The 17,249-nt window shown below is 46.8% G+C and carries 14 protein-coding genes; 5 read left to right on the top strand and 9 right to left on the bottom strand.

The genetic code is table 11. From position 1 onward, the window contains the following. Positions 1-32: 32 nt before the first annotated feature. Positions 33-3,614: a pyruvate:ferredoxin (flavodoxin) oxidoreductase gene (gene nifJ / locus Q0393_RS08915; RefSeq protein ID WP_298979597.1), complete on the bottom strand. Its 3,582-nt coding sequence runs from the start codon at positions 3,612-3,614 to the stop codon at positions 33-35. A 790-nt stretch (positions 3,615-4,404) separates the two neighbouring features. Between nifJ and Q0393_RS08910 the strand changes: the two genes are divergently transcribed. After that, positions 4,405-5,568 carry a sugar transporter gene (locus tag Q0393_RS08910; RefSeq protein WP_298979595.1) on the top strand — a complete coding sequence of 388 codons (1,164 nt, stop codon included), beginning with the start codon at positions 4,405-4,407 and terminating at the stop codon, positions 5,566-5,568. Positions 5,569-5,874: 306 nt separating this feature from the next. On the opposite strand, the gene ttdB is transcribed toward Q0393_RS08910, so the two are convergent. From ttdB to Q0393_RS08870, 8 genes are all read right to left on the bottom strand, one after another. Beyond that, positions 5,875-6,495 carry a L(+)-tartrate dehydratase subunit beta gene (ttdB, locus tag Q0393_RS08905; protein ID WP_298979593.1) on the bottom strand — a complete coding sequence of 207 codons (621 nt, stop codon included), beginning with the start codon at positions 6,493-6,495 and terminating at the stop codon, positions 5,875-5,877. After that, positions 6,492-7,391, bottom strand: coding sequence for a L(+)-tartrate dehydratase subunit alpha (ttdA, locus tag Q0393_RS08900; RefSeq protein ID WP_298979592.1), 900 nt, complete (start codon positions 7,389-7,391; stop codon positions 6,492-6,494). The genes ttdB and ttdA overlap by 4 nt, the downstream gene beginning before the upstream one ends. Further along, a complete protein-coding gene (locus Q0393_RS08895; RefSeq protein ID WP_298979591.1) occupies positions 7,384-7,854 on the bottom strand; it encodes a DUF2809 domain-containing protein in 471 nt (156 codons plus the stop codon). Before Q0393_RS08895 ends, ttdA begins: the two co-directional genes overlap by 8 nt. Positions 7,855-7,905: 51 nt before the next feature. Beyond that, the gene (larB, locus tag Q0393_RS08890) at positions 7,906-8,652 is read right to left on the bottom strand and encodes a nickel pincer cofactor biosynthesis protein LarB (RefSeq protein ID WP_298979611.1); all 747 of its coding nucleotides are present in this window, start codon (positions 8,650-8,652) and stop codon (positions 7,906-7,908) included. Next, positions 8,639-9,421 carry an ATP-dependent sacrificial sulfur transferase LarE gene (larE, locus tag Q0393_RS08885; protein ID WP_298979590.1) on the bottom strand — a complete coding sequence of 261 codons (783 nt, stop codon included), beginning with the start codon at positions 9,419-9,421 and terminating at the stop codon, positions 8,639-8,641. The genes larB and larE overlap by 14 nt, the downstream gene beginning before the upstream one ends. Next, complete coding sequence (gene larC, locus Q0393_RS08880; protein ID WP_298979587.1) at positions 9,393-10,637, bottom strand: nickel pincer cofactor biosynthesis protein LarC; 1,245 nt, start codon at positions 10,635-10,637, stop codon at positions 9,393-9,395. Before larC ends, larE begins: the two co-directional genes overlap by 29 nt. Before the next feature lie 2 nt (positions 10,638-10,639). Next, positions 10,640-11,890, bottom strand: a complete 1,251-nt coding sequence (gene larA / locus Q0393_RS08875) for a nickel-dependent lactate racemase (protein WP_298979586.1) — start codon at positions 11,888-11,890, stop codon at positions 10,640-10,642. 199 nt (positions 11,891-12,089) lie between these two features. After that, positions 12,090-13,757, bottom strand: coding sequence for an anaerobic C4-dicarboxylate transporter (locus Q0393_RS08870; RefSeq protein WP_298979585.1), 1,668 nt, complete (start codon positions 13,755-13,757; stop codon positions 12,090-12,092). A gap of 162 nt (positions 13,758-13,919) precedes the next feature. On the opposite strand from Q0393_RS08870, the gene yqeK reads away from it, so the two are divergent. The 4 genes from yqeK to Q0393_RS08850 all read left to right on the top strand — a co-directional run. Continuing rightward, the gene (yqeK, locus tag Q0393_RS08865; RefSeq protein WP_298979583.1) at positions 13,920-14,519 is read left to right on the top strand and encodes a bis(5'-nucleosyl)-tetraphosphatase (symmetrical) YqeK; all 600 of its coding nucleotides are present in this window, start codon (positions 13,920-13,922) and stop codon (positions 14,517-14,519) included. 43 nt (positions 14,520-14,562) lie between these two features. Then, positions 14,563-15,723 carry a transposase gene (locus tag Q0393_RS08860; protein ID WP_298979581.1) on the top strand — a complete coding sequence of 387 codons (1,161 nt, stop codon included), beginning with the start codon at positions 14,563-14,565 and terminating at the stop codon, positions 15,721-15,723. A gap of 202 nt (positions 15,724-15,925) precedes the next feature. Beyond that, positions 15,926-17,059 carry a threonine/serine dehydratase gene (locus Q0393_RS08855; protein WP_298979579.1) on the top strand — a complete coding sequence of 378 codons (1,134 nt, stop codon included), beginning with the start codon at positions 15,926-15,928 and terminating at the stop codon, positions 17,057-17,059. A 5-nt stretch (positions 17,060-17,064) separates the two neighbouring features. Then, the coding region (locus Q0393_RS08850; protein ID WP_298979577.1) for a hypothetical protein at positions 17,065-17,249 on the top strand (185 nt) is incomplete at its 3' end.

Here is a 17,249-nt window from a genome sequence, read left to right as displayed (position 1 = left end):
CGACCCGGAATTCTAAAAACTAACTACAACGCTTAAGTATTCTCGCTCGCGGCGCCCGTAGAGACAACCTCATCGCCGAAATCGGCATTCGCAAACCGCTTGAGCTGGCGGTAGCGCCTCATCGCGTCAGCTTTGTTGGCTTCATAAAGCTTGCCCGCATGCTCCGGATCGATCTTTTTAAGCGCGTTGTAGCGGACCTCGTTTAGCAAAAATTCCTCATAAAGGCTCCAATCGGGCTCTTTGGATGAAATTTTAAGCGGATTTTTGCCCTCCGCCGCGAGTCGCGGATCGAAGGTGTAGGTCGGCCAATAGCCGCATTTGCTAGCAAGCTCGGCTTGATCGCCGGAGCTACCCATACCGCCTTTGATACCGTGCGCGATACACGGCGAATACGCGATGATGAGACTAGGTCCCGGGTAGGCCTCCGCTGCCATGATCGCCTTTAGCGTCGCGGCTTGGTTTGCGTTGGAATTTACCTGCGCGACGAATATGTTGCCGTAGGTCATCGCGATTTGGCCTAGGTCTTTTTTCTGAACGCGCTTGCCGCCTGCGGTAAACTGCGCGATCGAGCCGCGGCGGCTAGCTTTAGAGCTCTGTCCGCCCGTGTTTGAATAAACCTCCGTATCCAGCACCAGCACATTTACGTCCTCGCCGGTAGCCAGCACGTGATCGAGCCCGCCGTAGCCGATATCGTAAGCCCAGCCGTCGCCGCCGATGATCCACTGCGATTTTTTGTTTAGATACTGCTTCAGCTCTAAAATTTCACGAACCCTGGGCGCGTCTAAATTTTGCTCCAGCAGCGGCACAAGCCTATCTCTGATCTGAGCGGATTTTAGCGTATCGTTTCTGTTTTCGATCCAGTCGTGATAAAGCGCCTTTAGCGCGTTTGGCACGCTTGAGAGCGAGCCTAGCATTAGATCCTCGATCTTATGGCGCAGCGTCTCGCTTGCGATCTTCATTCCCAGCCCAAACTCGGCGTTGTCTTCAAAAAGCGAGTTAGCCCACGCGACGCCGCGGCCATTCTCGTCCTTGCGGTACGGCATCGAAGGCGCCGATCCGCCGTAGATCGAGCTACAGCCCGTGGCATTGGCTACGATCATATGATCGCCGAAAAGTCGCGTGATCAGCGTGATGTACGGCGTCTCGCCACAGCCCGGGCACGCGCCGTGAAATTCAAAATACGGGCGGGCAAAGCCTACGCCCTTGACGCTTGATCTGTCCATCAAATCGTCTTTGTATCTTACGTGCTCGAATAAAAAGTCCGCGCTTTCTTGCTCGCCCTTAGCAAGTTCTTCTTCAAGCGGCACCATGACGAGCGATTTTTCCTTGCTCGGGCAATTTTCGGCACAAAGCGCGCAGCCCGTACAATCTAGCGGGCTTACTTGGATCTTGTATTTTAGCCCCTTTAGCTCCTTACCCTTGGCTTCTAGCAGGTGCTCTTTTAAATTTAAAGGCGCGGCGGCCTCGTCCTTTTCGTCTAGTAAAAACGCCCTGATTACGGCGTGCGGGCAGACGAAGGCGCACTGGTTGCACTGGATGCAGTTTTGCTCGATCCATTTAGGCACCGTGACGCCCACGCCGCGCTTTTCAAATCGCGTTGTGCCCGCATCAAAGCCGCCGTCCTCGTGCCCTAAAAACGCCGACACCGGCAAGCTATCGCCGCGCGCTGCGTTCATCGGTTTTACGATCTTTTCGATAAATTCGTCGCCCTTGTATTTGTCGTCCACGCCCGCTGCGTCATCCTTTAAATTTGCCCACGCAGGATCGATCGCTACCTGCACCAAGGCGTCCGCGCCCCTATCGATCGCGTCGCAGTTCATCGCCACGACCGCTTCGCCCTTTTTGGCGTAGGTTTTCTTGGCGTATTCCTTCATATAGCTTTGCGCCTGCTCGAACGGGATGATGCCGCTAAGCTTGAAAAACGCCGATTGCATAATCGTATTAGTGCGGCCTCCGAGCCCTATATCGCGTGCTAGTTTGGTGGCGTTTAGGATATAAAATTTTACCCGTCTTTGGGCTAGAATTTTTTTGACCTTGTTTGGAAGCTTTGCCGCCGTCTGCTCGGCATCCCAGATGGAATTTAAAAGAAAGGTGCCGCCTTCGCGGATGCCCCCGATGACGTCGTAGATGTCTAGATACGCAGCGACCGAGCAGGCGACAAAATGCGGATTTGAGACGAGATAGGTCGAGCGGATCGGTCTTTTGCCGAAACGCAGGTGCGAGCGCGTGTAGCCGCCCGATTTTTTGCTATCGTAGGCGAAATACGCCTGCGCGTAAAGATCGGTTTTATCGCCGATAATTTTAACGGAATTTTTATTCGCGCCCACGGTGCCGTCTGCGCCCAGGCCGTAAAATAAGCACTCGGTCTCATCCTCATAGCCGAGCGAAATTTTATCTCCCACTGGTAGAGATAGATGCGTCACGTCGTCGTCGATGCCGATCGTAAAGCCGTTTTTAGGCTCGTCCGCCTTTAAATTTTCATACACGGCGATTAGCTGCGCGGGATCAACGTCCTTGGAGCTTAAGCCATACCTGCCGCCCACGATGAGCGGGGCGTCCGCGCGCCCGTAAAATGCGGCTTTTATATCCAGATACAGCGGCTCGCCGAGGCTGCCCGGCTCCTTCGTGCGATCGAGCACGGCGATTTTACGCACGCTTTTAGGCATCGCGGCGAAGAGATATTTGAGGCTGAAAGGCCTGTAGAGATGCACTTTTAGTATGCCTACTTTCTCGCCCTTCGCGTTTAGATGATCGACCACCTCCTCAAGGGCTTGATTGACCGAGCCCATCGCGACGATCACGCGCTGTGGCTCGCTTGCGCCGTAATAGACGAAAGGCGCGTACGGCCGCCCCGTGATCTTTGAAATTTCGCTCATATACTCCGCGACGATGTCCGGAAGCGCGTCGTAAAATTTATTGACTAACTCGCGTGTCTGAAAATATACGTCGTCGTTTTGCGCCGTGCCGCGAGTTTTAGGATGCTCGGAGTTTAGCGCGTCAGCTCTAAATTTACGCACCGCCTCGCGATCGAGCAGGCGATCAAACTCGGCATAGTCCATCACCTCGATCTTTTGAATTTCATGGCTCGTGCGGAATCCGTCGAAAAAGTGCAAAAACGGCACGCGCCCCTTAATCGCCGCAAGATGCGCGATACCGCCCAGATCCATCACCTCCTGCACGCTGTCGCTTGCAAGCATCGCAAAGCCGCTTTGGCGACAGGCATAGACGTCTTGATGATCGCCGAAGATAGAGAGCGCCTGCGCCGCAAGCGCACGCGCCGCAACGTGAATGACGCCCGGAAGCATCTGGCCCGCGATCTTGTACATATTTGGAATTTTTAGCAAAAGCCCCTGCGATGCGGTATACGTCGTCGTAAGCGCGCCTGCTTGGAGTGAGCCGTGCACGGTGCCCGCCGCGCCGCCCTCGCTTTGCATCTCGACTACCTTAACGGGCATGCCGAAGAGGTTTTTCTTGCCCTGCGACGCCCAAATATCGGTGTAATCCGCCATAGGCGAGCTAGGCGTGATCGGATAGATGCCCGCGACCTCGGTAAAGGCGTATGAGACGTAAGCCGCCGCCTCGTTTCCGTCCATCGTTTTCATAACTTTTGCCATTTTTCGTCCTTTGGAATTATCAAATTTCGCTAATTTTACATATTTATTGCTTAAAAATTTAAATGCTTCACAAACCGAATAAAATTCTAAAGCTTTATCACAGCAGGCGAGCGACAAGCGCGATCTGCTGGCAGTTTTAGACGAGCATTGCGGACGATTTGAGACGGGCTCTTTCACCGCCTTGAAAATAAATTTTTGCATACTTTAAGCGCAGATCGCAAGCAGCGGGTAGAGATTAATGCAAATTTAGCCGTCTGACTCGAAATTCTAACCTAAATATCAAATGACGGGAATACGCGAAAATTAAGAAATTTAAAAATGCACCTACCACAAAATGGGGCAAGTCTCATATCGTTAACAAGACCGGGGTGATAAAATTTAGCCACTACAAAACCTCAACCGCTATACGCATCCAAGCTCAACGTAGCGAAATTTTATTTATGACTTGCAACATCGCGGTATATAAAATTTCAACGCATTCTACCAAACATAAGAAATTTTATTGCCACCTGCCAAGCGCAGCGCAAATTTCATTTTAAATTTTCATTGATTGATCGCTGTGTGAATTTTACCCCATGCGACTTTGCGTTTTGAGCGTAAATTCTATTTCTGCAAGCTGTGAGGAGAATAAATTTAGCTATAATCCTCCGCCTAGATTTAGCACGGAACGTAGCACGTATATACGGCATGGAATTTAAAATTTTAAAATTCCGAGCAGAACTCGAAAAGCTAAAAAACCGCTAAATGCGCTAAATTTAAAGTCTAAATTTAAAAGCCGGAGAGAGAACCGATGAATGTCCATAAAATCGCCTACACGAGAGTTATCGCGCTGGCGTTTGCCGCCTTTATTTTTAACACGACGGAATTTATCCCCGTGGCGCTGTTAAGCGACATTGCGGCGGATTTTAGCATGGACGTTACTAGCACGGGGTTAATCATCACAATCTACGCGTGGGCGGTGAGTATCCTCTCGCTGCCGCTGATGCTGCTAACCTCAAAGCTCGAGCGCAAGAGGCTGCTTTTGCGGCTTTTAGTGCTATTTACGCTAAGCCACGCCCTGGCGGCGGTAGCGTGGAATTTTGCCGTTTTGGTAATCGCGCGACTGGGCATCGCGATTTCGCACGCGATCTTTTGGTCGATCACCTCATCGCTCGTCGTGCGCCTAGCGCCGATAAACAAAGGCTCGCAGGCTATCGGCATGCTGGCTTTGGGCACCTCGCTAGCCATGGTTTTGGGACTTCCTTTGGGACGCGTGGTCGGCGAGCTTTTCGGCTGGAGGATTACGTTTTTTGCGATCGGCGCGCTTGCGGCGGCCGAGGCGCTGTTTCTTTGGAAAATTTTACCGTTTTTGCCAAGCAGGCGCGCAGGTTCTCTTGCGAGCCTGCCTATGCTAGCAAGGCACCCGATGCTGCTTGCTTTGTATCTGCTGACGTTTTTGATCGTAGGCGCGCATTTTACGACCTACAGCTACGTCGAGCCATTCGTGGCGAAATTTAACCCCGCAGGCGATCACTTCGTAACCTACGTCCTGCTTGCGTTCGGTGCCTCTGGCATTCTTGCTAGCGTGCTTTTTTCGAAGCTTTATCGCCATTTTCCAAACGCATTTTTGATCTGCGCGATCCTTTTTATCCTAGCTTCGGTGCTGACGTTAAAAGCTTTTGTCACAAATGACGCGGCGCTGCTGCTCGCGGCTTTCGTCTGGGGAGTGGGAATTTTTGGCTTTGGGCTTTGTTTGCAGATTGGGGTTTTGGCGTTGGCTCCGGATGCCACCGATGTCGCGATATCGATCTACTCGGCGATCTATAACGTAGGCATCGGCGGCGGAGCGCTTTTGGGGCATCAAGTCGCAACGAGGTTCGGTCTTGAACACATAGGCGAGGCGGGCGCGATACTGGGCGCGCTAGGGCTTGCAAGCTACCTCTATGCAAGCGTGAAATTCGCGGAGAAAAAATAGCGCGTAGTCTAAATTTACGAAAGAGCTTCGGCGAGATTAGCGTGCGCTTTTAGTCGGCGCTTTAAAACAGCGGCTTTGCGGGTTTAAATTTTTAAAATTTATCCCTCGTGACTAGCTAAATTTGCAGATAAAATTTAATCTTGCACTCCGTCTTTCCGCCTGTTTTCTTGACCGCTCACGCCCGTGTATATCCGTGCAAGACTCTTAAATTTTAATCATCGCTAGATCGGTAAAATTTTAAAATTTAGCGACAGGGCGTAAAAAATTAAGGCGCAAAATTTAAAAGCGCGAGCCGCCAAAATTTAACTACTTTATAAACCCGACCTGCGGTAAAATTTCAGCCAGCGCCGCATCCTTTTTCTCGTTAAATTTGACCTTGTTCTGCTCGAAAAGATTGTTTCCGTGCGCGTCGATCGAGACGATGAGCGGGCCAAACTCCTTCACGCGGCACTTCCACAGCGTCTCAGGCATCCCAAGCTCCGTCCAGTCCGCACTCTCGATCTCCTCGACCTGCGTAGCCGCCACCACCGCGCAGCCCGCGGGAAATACGCAGTGTATCGCGCCAAACTCCTTACAGCCGCTCATCGTGCCCTCGCCCATACCGCCTTTGCCTACGATCAGGCGCACGCCCGTTTTAGCGATAAATTCGCGCTCAAATTTCTCCATGCGCATGCTAGTCGTTGGCCCGACCGAGACCATCTCAAAGCCCTCTTTACCGACATCGTCCGTTTTTCTGATGATCGGTCCCGCGTGCAGGATAGCGCCGCCTCTGATGTCTAGCGGTAGCTCGCGGCCCTCTTCTACGACGCGTCTGTGCGGCACGTCGCGGCAGGTGACGATGTGTCCGCTGAGGTAGATCACGTCGCCGATTTTGATATCCGCTAGATCCTCGGCGCCGATCGGCGTGGTTAAAATTTTCTTACTCATAGCGCGAACTCCTTGTGCGATTTTACGGCAAAATTTAGCTGCTCATCCCAGATGATGTGGCCTTTGCGGTGCGACCAGCAGCCCACGTTTACGGCGACGGCGATGACGCTTGGGTGGCGGGCGCAGTTTTCGATATGCACGCCCATCACTGAGCTTGCGCCGCTCATGCCTTGCGGGCCCAGGCCTATTTTATTGATACCCTCTTCGAGCAGCTTTTCGGTTAGCGCGGCGCGCTCGTTTGGGTTTGCCGAGCCAAGCGGTCTCATCAGCGCTTTTTTAGATAGCAAGGACGCCACGTCGATCGAGGTGCCCACGCCTACGCCCACTAGTAGCGGCGGACAGGCGTTTATACCGTAGCTGGTCATGATGTCCATGACGAATTTCACGACTCCCTCGTAGCCCATGCCGGGCATCAGTACGGTTGCCTTGCCGGGTAGGCTACAGCCGCCGCCCGCCATATAGGTGTGGATCTCGCATTCGCTGCTTTGCGGCACGATCTCCCAAAATACGCTCGGCGTGCCCTTGCCGACGTTTTTGCCGGTGTTGTACTCGTCGAAGGTCTCGACGCTGTTGTGGCGCAGCGGAGCCTCGCGCGTCGCCCGCAGCACGGCCTCTCTCAGCAGCTCCTCAAGCTCGCCGATGAGCGGGAAATTTGCGCCGCAACGCACGAAAAACTGGATCACGCCCGTATCCTGACAAGACGGACGATCTAGCTCCTTGGCTAGGCGCTGGTTTTCAAACATCGTTTTATAGATCTCTTTTGCCAGCGGCTGCGTCTCGCGCTCACTAAGCTCGCTTAGCTTTGTCGTCACGTCATCAGGTAGCACCTTGCCCGTGTAGCCGACGAATTTCGTCATAACCTCGGTCATCTTTTGCACGGCTTTTTGTTTATCCATCGCTTCTCCTTTGCCGATTTTTACTTTCAAATTTTTCATACGCGCCCGCCAGGACGCAGCCTGCGGCATAGCAGAGCAGGTCGGCGAAATCAAACGTCCCGCCGATCATTACTTTTAAAATTTTATTTTCTATGCCTAAAATTTGCACGGCGCCAAAATACTGCGCGAGCTCCAAAGCCGCCGCGAACGCAAAAATTTTAAGCGGCAAATTTAAAGGCGGCGCGCTAAAAGCAGCCCGCGCCAAAGCGTAAAGCAAGATGACGGCCAAAACATCGCCCGCGTAGTGGCGCACGAAACCGCCCTTTACGCAGATCGCAATGTAAATTTCGACCGCCAAAATCAAAACCGCTGCAGCTAAAAACGCTAGCCTCGTTCTCGCGCTTTGCTTTTTTTGCGGCTTTTGCGCGAGCTTTTTCGCGCCCTTAGGCCTAGCCTTTTGCTCGTTTAAATTTTCCTCTCGCAACGCTTTCCTTTTAAATTTAGCCGTTAAATTTGCCTCACGCGCGGCGTAAATTTAGAGATGATTTATCAGGCTCGCGTTATACGCGGCGCCGAAGCCGTTGTCGATATTTACGACGCTAACGCCGTTTGCGCAGCTGTTTAGCATCGCTAGCAGCGCCGCCAGCCCGCCGAAACTCGCGCCGTATCCCACGCTGGTAGGCACTGCGATCACGGGCACGCTAATAAGGCCAGCCAGCACGCTAGCTAGCGCGCCCTCCATGCCCGCAACCGCGATCACGACCTTTGCGCCGCGTATCTGCTCTAAATTTGCGATCAGCCTGTGCAGCCCCGCCACACCCGCGTCGCTAAATTTGCGCGCGTCGTTGCCTAAAAATCGCGCCGTTTCGTACGCCTCCTCCACTACTGCGCCGTCGGCGGTGCCGGCAGATACTATCGCGATGTAGCTTTGCGTGAGCGCGGGCTCTTTAAATTTGACGCTGATGACGCGGCCGCGAGCGTTAAACTCCGCCTGCGGCAAGATTTCGCGCACTAGCTTAAAAACCCGCTCGTTCGTGCGCGTGATTAGGATATTTTGCCCTCTCGCACCGATCGCTGCTGCGATGCGTAAAATTTCATCATCCGTCTTGCCTTCGCCGTAGATCACCTCGCCCGCGCCGTTTCGCAGGGCGCGCTGAGTGTCGATCTTGGCGCAGCCCACGTCCTCGTAAGGGTAGTTTTTCAGGTATTTCAGCGCCTCTTGCTCGCTCACGCGGCCGCTTTTTATCCCAACAAAAAGCTCTAAAATTTCATCCTCTCTCATGCAAAACATCCTCTCTAAGCCCCTTTAGATCGAGCGTCACATCCGCTGCGCCCAGCGTCACGAGCTGCCTAACGACGCTTTTAAATTTCGCGTCATTTAGGAAGTCTCGCATGCTAGAAAAGGGCATTTGCAGCTTTATATTTTTGCGGTCGCACCGCGCGCGGACGTTTGCGTAACCGCTTGCGATGAGCAGATTTTCCGCTGCTTCGATCAAATTTAGCTCGTGCGGGTCGATCTCGCGTCCGTGCGACAGACGCGTTAGCAAGCACGCATAGCCGGGCTTTTCGGCGGTGGGTAAGCCCAGCTCGCGCGATAGCTCGCGGATCTCGGCTTTGGTTAAATTTATCAGCGGCGAGAGCACGCCTAGCTCCTCTTTTGCTTTGAGCCCGGGGCGGTATTCGCCCAGATCGTCTCGGTTTGTGCCGTCTGCGACGCGGCTAAAGCCAAGCCCCTTTGCGCGCTCGATCAGGCGCGAAAACACCGCCTTTTTGCACAGATAGCAGCGGTTTTCGGGATTGTTTTTGATCTCCTCCGCGACGCCGAGTTCTAAAATTTCATGTCGGATGCCGTAAAATCTAACAAATTCCACGGCTTCGGCGATCTCGCGCGAGGACATATAGGGCGATCTGATCGTTATGCCGATCGCTCGCGCACCCAGCGCGTCGTGCGCTGCGCGCAATAGTAGCGAGCTGTCCGCGCCGCCGCTAAATGCGACCGCCAGCTCGCCCAGCCCGCGCAGATCAGCCTTTAGTTTTTCTAGTTTCGTCATAGATTTTCAGCGCCTCTTTTCGCACCCGCTCGATCGTCGTGCCGTGCGCGAGCGCCGCGGCCTTGCAGTCGTCAAATTCCGGCTTTGCTTTTTGCGTTTGATCGCTGCCAGAAATCTTAAGCCCTATCCCGCCGAATTTCGTCTGCACCCGCGCAAACTCGCGCTTTAGCTCGGTTTTAGCAACCTCTACCTCGCGAACGCCGATCGCCGTCGTGTGCGTAAAAATCAGATCCTTTAAATTTTGCGCGTCCTGCTCGCGGCACAGCGCGTTTAGCTCAAAGCCCGCGCGCCCCTTTTTCATAAAAATAGAGCGGCCAAATACGTCCAGCGCGCCGTTTTCGCGCAAAATTTCGCACGCAAGCGCGAAGCTCTCGGCGTCCATATCGTCGATGTTAGTGGAGATCAGAATTTGTTTGCAAACTGCGCCGTAGCCGGCTTTTTCGCTTAAATTTCGCTCGTCCCCTTCGCCGCGCTCCTCATCGGTTTCGCAAAGCATCACTCGAAGCACGTTTGCAAAGCCCGCGCCGTCCTTGCCGCCAGCGCCGTAGCCGATCTTTTCGATTTTAAAGCTCGCGCCGCCTCTAAATTCGTCCGCGCAGGCCTTTAAAATCGCTGCACCAGTTGGGGTAGTCATCTCAAAATTTGCTCGCCCAAGGCTTACGGGCACACCTTTTAAAATTTCGCAAACGGCGGGTGCAGGCACGCTAAGCGTGCCATGGTCGCACTTTACGACGCCACCGCCAAGCTCGATTTTGGAGCTTACGACGTGCGAGACGCCGAGTTTTTCAAAAAGATATTCAAAGCAGATCGCCGCGCCCGCGATATCGACGATAGAGTCTATCGCGCCGACCTCGTGGAAATGCACCCGATCTACGTCCGTGCCGTGTACTTTGGCCTCGGCCTCGGCAACTGTGCGAAATATCGCGCCCGCTCTTTGTTTGCAGCTCTGGCTTAAATTTGAACTCTCTAAAATTTGCCTGATACCCGCGTAGCTTCTGGCGTGGGGCTGCGATTTTAGCGGCACGACGTCGATTTTGGTCGCGGCGATGCCATTTTTTAGCACGCTTTTGCGCTCTAGCTTAAATTCGCCGGCTAAATTTAACTTCTCAAGCTCGGCGCAAAGATAGTCAAAATCCACGCCAAGCTCCACCAGCGCGGCCAAATTCATATCGCCGCTGATACCGCAGCTCGCGTCGTAATATAAAATTTTAGCCAAACTTACGCCTTAGGCACCGTCATCGAGCCAAACGGCAGGATGATGATTTTAGCGTCCGTGCCCTTTTGCGCGAGCGCGTCGCGCGCGGCTTTTTGGATGTCGTGATACGGCTTTAGATGCACGGCACGCATCTCATCGTCGCTTAAGTCGCTCACCGCCCAGGTTTGCGCCCAGAGCGAGATTTCCGCCATTTTAGCAGCCTTGTGGTAGCCGAGCTTAAAGCCCGCACTGATCTTTTCGAGCACCTTTTTTGGCGTGTCGGCGGAGGCCATCAGGTCAAAAAACGGCTTTGGCCCGATACCAGTGCGGCACTTTGCGACCATTATTAAAATTCCGTCCTGTGCGAGTGCTAGTTTGCCGTTATCTAGGGCTTTTTGCGCCTGATAGAGATCGACATCCATCGGATAGGGCGCGACCGAGATCACGATGTCGGCCTTGCTCGGGATATTTACGCAAAAGACCTCGTCTGCCTTTTTTACGCAGTCGTAAAAGCTGTCGTTTAAGTCGCCCGCGCTTGCGTAATACACGCCGTGCTCGCTATCAAGCACCGTCTGGATCGAAAAAACGTCGATGTGCGCGAGAACCTTCATCGCGTCGATCATATCCTCGTGTACGGGATTGCCCTCTAAGCGCAGAGCTTGTGCGTCGGCGCTAAGAGCTAGTTTATGATTTTGCGTGATGCTCTCATAAGACGCCGTGCCCGGCAAAAATGCCTTTCTGCCGCCCGTGTAGCCCGCAAAATAGTGCGGCTCGACCGAGCCTATGACGATTACTTTTTTGGCTTCTGCCACGATTTTGTTTAGATACATCTGCGTGCCGTTTTTGCTCTCGCCTAAAAACACCATCTCATCGTGTTTGGAGTCGTGATCGTGAACTTCGCCTTTGGCGTTAAGCTCGGCGTAAATTTCTTTGCCAAATATCATCTCGTATTCTTCCTGCGTGCCCTCTCTATGGCAGCCCGTGGCGATAATGAAAATTTTATTTTTCTCGCGGATTTTTGGGTAAATTTGCTTTAAAATTTTTGCCGTCGGCGTAGGCCTGGTGCCGTCGTTTACGATGATAACGATCTTTTCATCGCCTGCGATAAACTCGTCAAAGCTTTTTTGATTTATCGGATTTGCCAGAGCCTTTGCGATGAGCGCCGTTTCGTCAAATTTAGCCACGGGGTTTGGATCGAAAACGCCGAGCAAATTTTTCTCGTTTATCTCTAAACTTAGATGATCATCTTTGCCGTATGCGATGGGGATTTGCATATCTGCCTCCTATGTGGAATTTGGCGGGATTATAACGTAAATTTTATTTAAAACGATTTAGCTTTGCGCGGGTTATGAACGGAATTTAGAAAGCTTTAGAATTTAAAAATTTAGAGTATTTAAAATTTCAAAATTTCATAAAGCCGCTGGGATTTGAAATTTAAAGCTCGCGAGTATCGAACTCGCGAGCATATAGCTATTATAAATAGCCGTAAATATGAGCGAAGATAAAACCCATCGCGCATGAAGTAAGAACGCCTATTAGCCCAGGGAAAATGAAACTGTGGTTGATGACGAATCTGCCGATGTGCGTAGTGCCGGAGCGGTCGAACTGGATCGCCGCAAGATCACTCGGATAGGTAGGTAGGATATAGTATCCGTAGCAAGCAGGTGCAAACGCAATAATAAGACCCGGATCGATACCGATGCTAACCGCTAGCGGTACGAAAGTAGCAACCGCTGCTGCTTGAGAGTTAAGGAATTTACTAATCAAAAGCGAAACGATGACATATGTCCACGGATACGCCATAACAACTTTACCTAGCGACGCTTTTAGCATTTCGATATGAGCAGTAAACATAGTCTCTGCCATCCATGAAATTCCATAAATGGCTACGAGCGCGATCATACCGCTATGAAAAATTTCGTTTTTAGCGATATTGCCCGCTTTAATACCCGAGACAATCATCATGATGGACGCCGCTAGGAGCATGAAAATTTGAATGGTTAAGACCATATTTAAATTTGTGGTCTTTTTCATAGTATCTTTTACGACAATGCTTGCATTTGCGATACTTTCGCTCTTATCGCCTGTCGTGATGACGACATTTCCGTCTTGAGAGACGATGCTTTGAGTAAGCTTTTTATCTTTGTCGTAAATTTCGACGCTATTAAATTTCGTCGCATCTTTGGCTTTGGACTCTTTGACGTTTGAGACGACCTTGCCACCGTCTACCATGGAGATAACCTGACCATCTTTAATCGTGATATTTTTGACCGTTTTTTTATCGACGATGATCTCTACGGATTTGCCCGGGACATTTTTAGTCCACGCAGGGCGCAAGCTTTTTTCGTAACCTAAAACCGCAACTAGCGCAATAGTGGCTAAGAATATCCACATGCAAACCCACTTAATCCTAGGAAGCTTTTGACCTAACAATGTCGTGCTTTCGCCGTAGATATATTTTTTCTGCTCTGGATCTTTGATCTTTTCTTGGAATTCCGGATCTTTATCTAGATCTTTACCTCTGAAAATCGACCACGTTCCGATCGCAAGCATACCGATGAAAGTAGAAGGGATTGTTAATTTAAGTAGATCCAAATACGTACTAAAGCCCTCGATATGCACGCCTTGGCCTAGTAAGATCGCGACCATCGAAACGCCGGCAACCGAAACGGGGCTAGCGATGATAGCAAGCTGCGAGGAGATCGTAGAAGCAGCCATCGGGCGCTCAGGGCGAATCCCATTTTTAATAGCTACGTCATAGATGATCGGAAGCAGCGTATAGACGGTGTGTCCCGTTCCGCATAAGATTGTAAGCGTCCACGCAACAGTTGGAGCGATGATACAAACCATCTTCGGATGCTTACGAAGCAATTTCTCCGCTATTTGAAGCATTACATCAAGCCCTCCCGTAGCTTGTAGCGTTGCACTTGCTACGACAACTGCGAGGATAGTTAAAATAACGTCCACTGCCGGCTTACCCGGCTCTAATCTAAATCCAAACACTAAGATCACTAAGCCTATACCGCCTAGAATTCCCAGCGCCATACCACCTTTTTTAGCACCATAAAACAAACAGCCCAAGACTATAATGAGCTGCAAAAAGAATTGAGTGCTTTCAGACAAACTTGTCAGAAACTCCATAGTTTCTCCTTCAGTAAAATTTAAAACAAACTTTGGCGATTATACTAACTTTTTATTTAAACAAAATTAAAGGAGCGTTGCGAATTTTAAAAATCTGTCAAAATAAAAGTTGACAGATTTTTATTTTTTCTATGGTATAATATATAGTTAGAGGAGATATAGATGAAATATAATTTTAAAGAACTAAAAGAAATTGTAAAATCAAAAATGAGTTTAAAAAGATTTACACATACACTTGGTGTTGTAGAAATGTCAGAGAAATTGGCAAAGATATATAATGCTGATATTGAAAAATGTAAAGTAGCTGCTTTGCTTCATGATATATGTAAAGAAATGGATATGGAGTATATAAAAAATATTTGTAAAAATAATTTTATGAGTGAATTATCAGAAGAAGATTTAGAAAATAATGAAATATTACATGGCTTTGCAGGAGCCCATTATGTTAAAAATGAATTAGAAATTGATGATAAAGAAATTTTATTTGCAATAAAATATCATACTATTGGTGCAAAAAATATGACATTAGTTGAAAAAATTGTATATATTGCAGATGCCATAGAATATGGAAGAAATTATCCAAGTGTTGTAGCAATAAGAGAAGAGACATTTAAGAATTTAGATAGAGGTATCCTTATGGAGATAGAGCATAAGGAAAAGTATTTAGAGAGTATAGGAAAGAAATCACATCCTAGTACAGAGAAGTTAAAAAAAGAACTTTTAAAAAAAGAGGAGCTAAAAACAGTTAATAAAATTATATAGAAATATATACTAAAGTATAAAAATGTATGAAAGGTAGTAGAAGATGTATAAAGCACTAAAGATAGAATTAAAACTAACAGTATCACAGAAGATAAAAGTATGTCAGACTATTGGTACTGAAAGATTTATATATAATGAATATATTAAATATAATCAAGAACAATATAAATTAGGTAATAAATTTGTTAGTGCTAATGATTTTTCTAAATATATTAACAATGTCTATCTACCTAATAATCCTGATAAAAAATGGATAAAAGATGTCTCTTCTAAATCAGCCAAACAAGCTATGACTTATGGAGAGCAAGCATTTAAAAGATTTTTTAAAGGTTTAAGTTCTTTTCCAGTTTTTAAGAAAAAAGGTAGAAATGAATTAGGTGCATATTTTGTTAAGAACAATAAAAAAGATTTTGAATGTTACAGACATAAAATAAAAATACCTACATTAAAATTTGTAAGAGTAAAGGAGTATGGATATATTCCTAAGAATGTTAATATTAAAAGTGGTACTATAACTAAAATAGTTGATAAATATTTTCTATCACTTATTATAGAAATAGAAGATACTATAAAAGTAACTAACACAAATACAAAAGGTTTAGGAATAGATTTAGGTATAAAAGATACAGTTATATGTTCTGATGGTAAGATATTTAAAAATATAAATAAAACTAAGAAAGTTAAGAAATTAAAAAAGAAACTTAAAAGAGAGCAAAGAAAGATGTCAAGGAGTATAGAATACTCAAAGTCTAAGAAAATAAAATTAAAAGAATGTAAAAACTTTAATAGGAAAAAGTTAAAAGTACAAAAATTATTTTATAGATTAAATTGTATTAGAGATGATTATAATAATAAAATAGTAGATGAAATAACAAGAGCCAAGTTAAAATACATTACCATTGAAGATTTAAAAGTATCTAATATGATGAAGAATAAACATCTTTCAAAAGCAATACAAGAACAAAATTTCTATGCGATAAGGACTAAACTTATTAATAAATGTAAAGAAAGAAATATAGAACTAAGGTTAGTAGATACATTCTATCCTAGTAGTAAAACTTGTTCTTGTTGTGGAGAAATTAAAAAAGATTTAAAACTTAATGATAGGATTTATAAATGTTGTAATTGTGGTTTAGAAATAGATAGAGATTATAATGCAAGTATAAATCTTGAAAAGGCAAAAATATATAAAGTAATAGCATAGATATTTTAAAATAAAAAGAAAAGGAGAAAGCTACAAATAGCAAGTTAAAATATCTATATGTACCGATGGCTAGTCGGGAATTAACGACTATGGAGAGTACAAGAAACTATGAGTAGATACGAAGTATTGAAAGTATACTCGTTGAAGTAGTAATAATCTAGTGTATTAAATATATTTTAATACATTTTTAGTAGCAGGCTATATGGCTAAGTTAGAAGCTTTTATAAAAGCAAAGGAAAAATTATCAAAAGTACTTTTAGAAACACATTTAATTTACAGTCCTATATTCTCAAAAGAATCTGGAAATAAAGTATTTATTAAGCCAGAGAACTTACAAAAAACAGGTTCATTTAAGATAAGAGGAGCATATAATAAAATTTCTAATCTAACAGATGCTGAAAAGAAGAGAGGTGTAATTGCTTCATCAGCTGGAAATCATGCTCAAGGAGTTGCTTATGGTGCTAAAGAATCTGGTATAAAAGCAGTTATTGTAATGCCAAAATCTACACCTCTTATAAAAGTTGAATCTACAAAACAATATGGAGCAGAAGTTATTTTACACGGTGATGTCTATGATGATGCCTATAAGAAAGCAAAAGAATTAGAAGAAAAAGAAGGTTATGTCTTTGTTCACCCTTTTAATGATGAAGATGTTTTAGATGGTCAAGGGACAATAGCTCTAGAAATTTTAGAAGAATTATCTGAAACAGATATTATACTTGTTCCTATTGGTGGTGGAGGTTTAATTTCAGGTATAGCTTGTGCTGCAAAAATACTAAAGCCTGAAATAAAAATTATTGGTGTAGAACCCGAAGGAGCTGCATCAGCTTATGAAGCCATAAAGGAAAATAAAGTTGTTGAACTCAAAGAAGCAAATACTATAGCTGATGGAACTGCTGTAAAAAAAATAGGAGATTTAAACTTTGAATATATAAAAAAATATGTAGATCCGTATACTCATGCAAAATACTATCAAGAACGAATCGAGCAACTCCATACATTTTCCGACGGATTGTGTTATGAAGGATATTTATGGGATTTTTTAAAATCAGAAACTTATATTGAAGAAACACAACTCGAAAAGTACCGCAAATTTTTGAAACAAGTACTTGTTTTTTGGGATAATAATTCCAAAGATAGAATCTTCATAAAAGATTACTGGAAATTTGGCAAAAAAGATATGATAGAACTTGACTTCAATTTATTATTGAATCACCTAAAACTCTTCCCAGAAGATATTTATATCACAAATAAAACATTAAGATGGACGATAGTATTAACACATGAAGAGAACCTACCAGGAAAACGTCTAATTATAAAAGATGGAACAATATAAAAAACTTGAGCCTCGGACAGGAGATCGCCGCACCTTTGCAGCGCATGGGCGAAGTGCAGGACGACCGCCTGAAAGCCGTCTACGCATGGAAGGCAGGCCGCCTCATCCATGAAAACTTCGGCAAGGGACAAAACCCGCTGAAAGATAGCGCAGGATTCTCCTTGAACCTCAGCCTTGGCACGAGCAAATC

Origin of the sequence: uncultured Campylobacter sp., assembly GCF_938015785.1 — a bacterium.
Taxonomy (GTDB): Bacteria; Campylobacterota; Campylobacteria; order Campylobacterales; family Campylobacteraceae; genus Campylobacter_B.
This window is presented reverse-complemented; position numbering and strand designations above follow the sequence as displayed.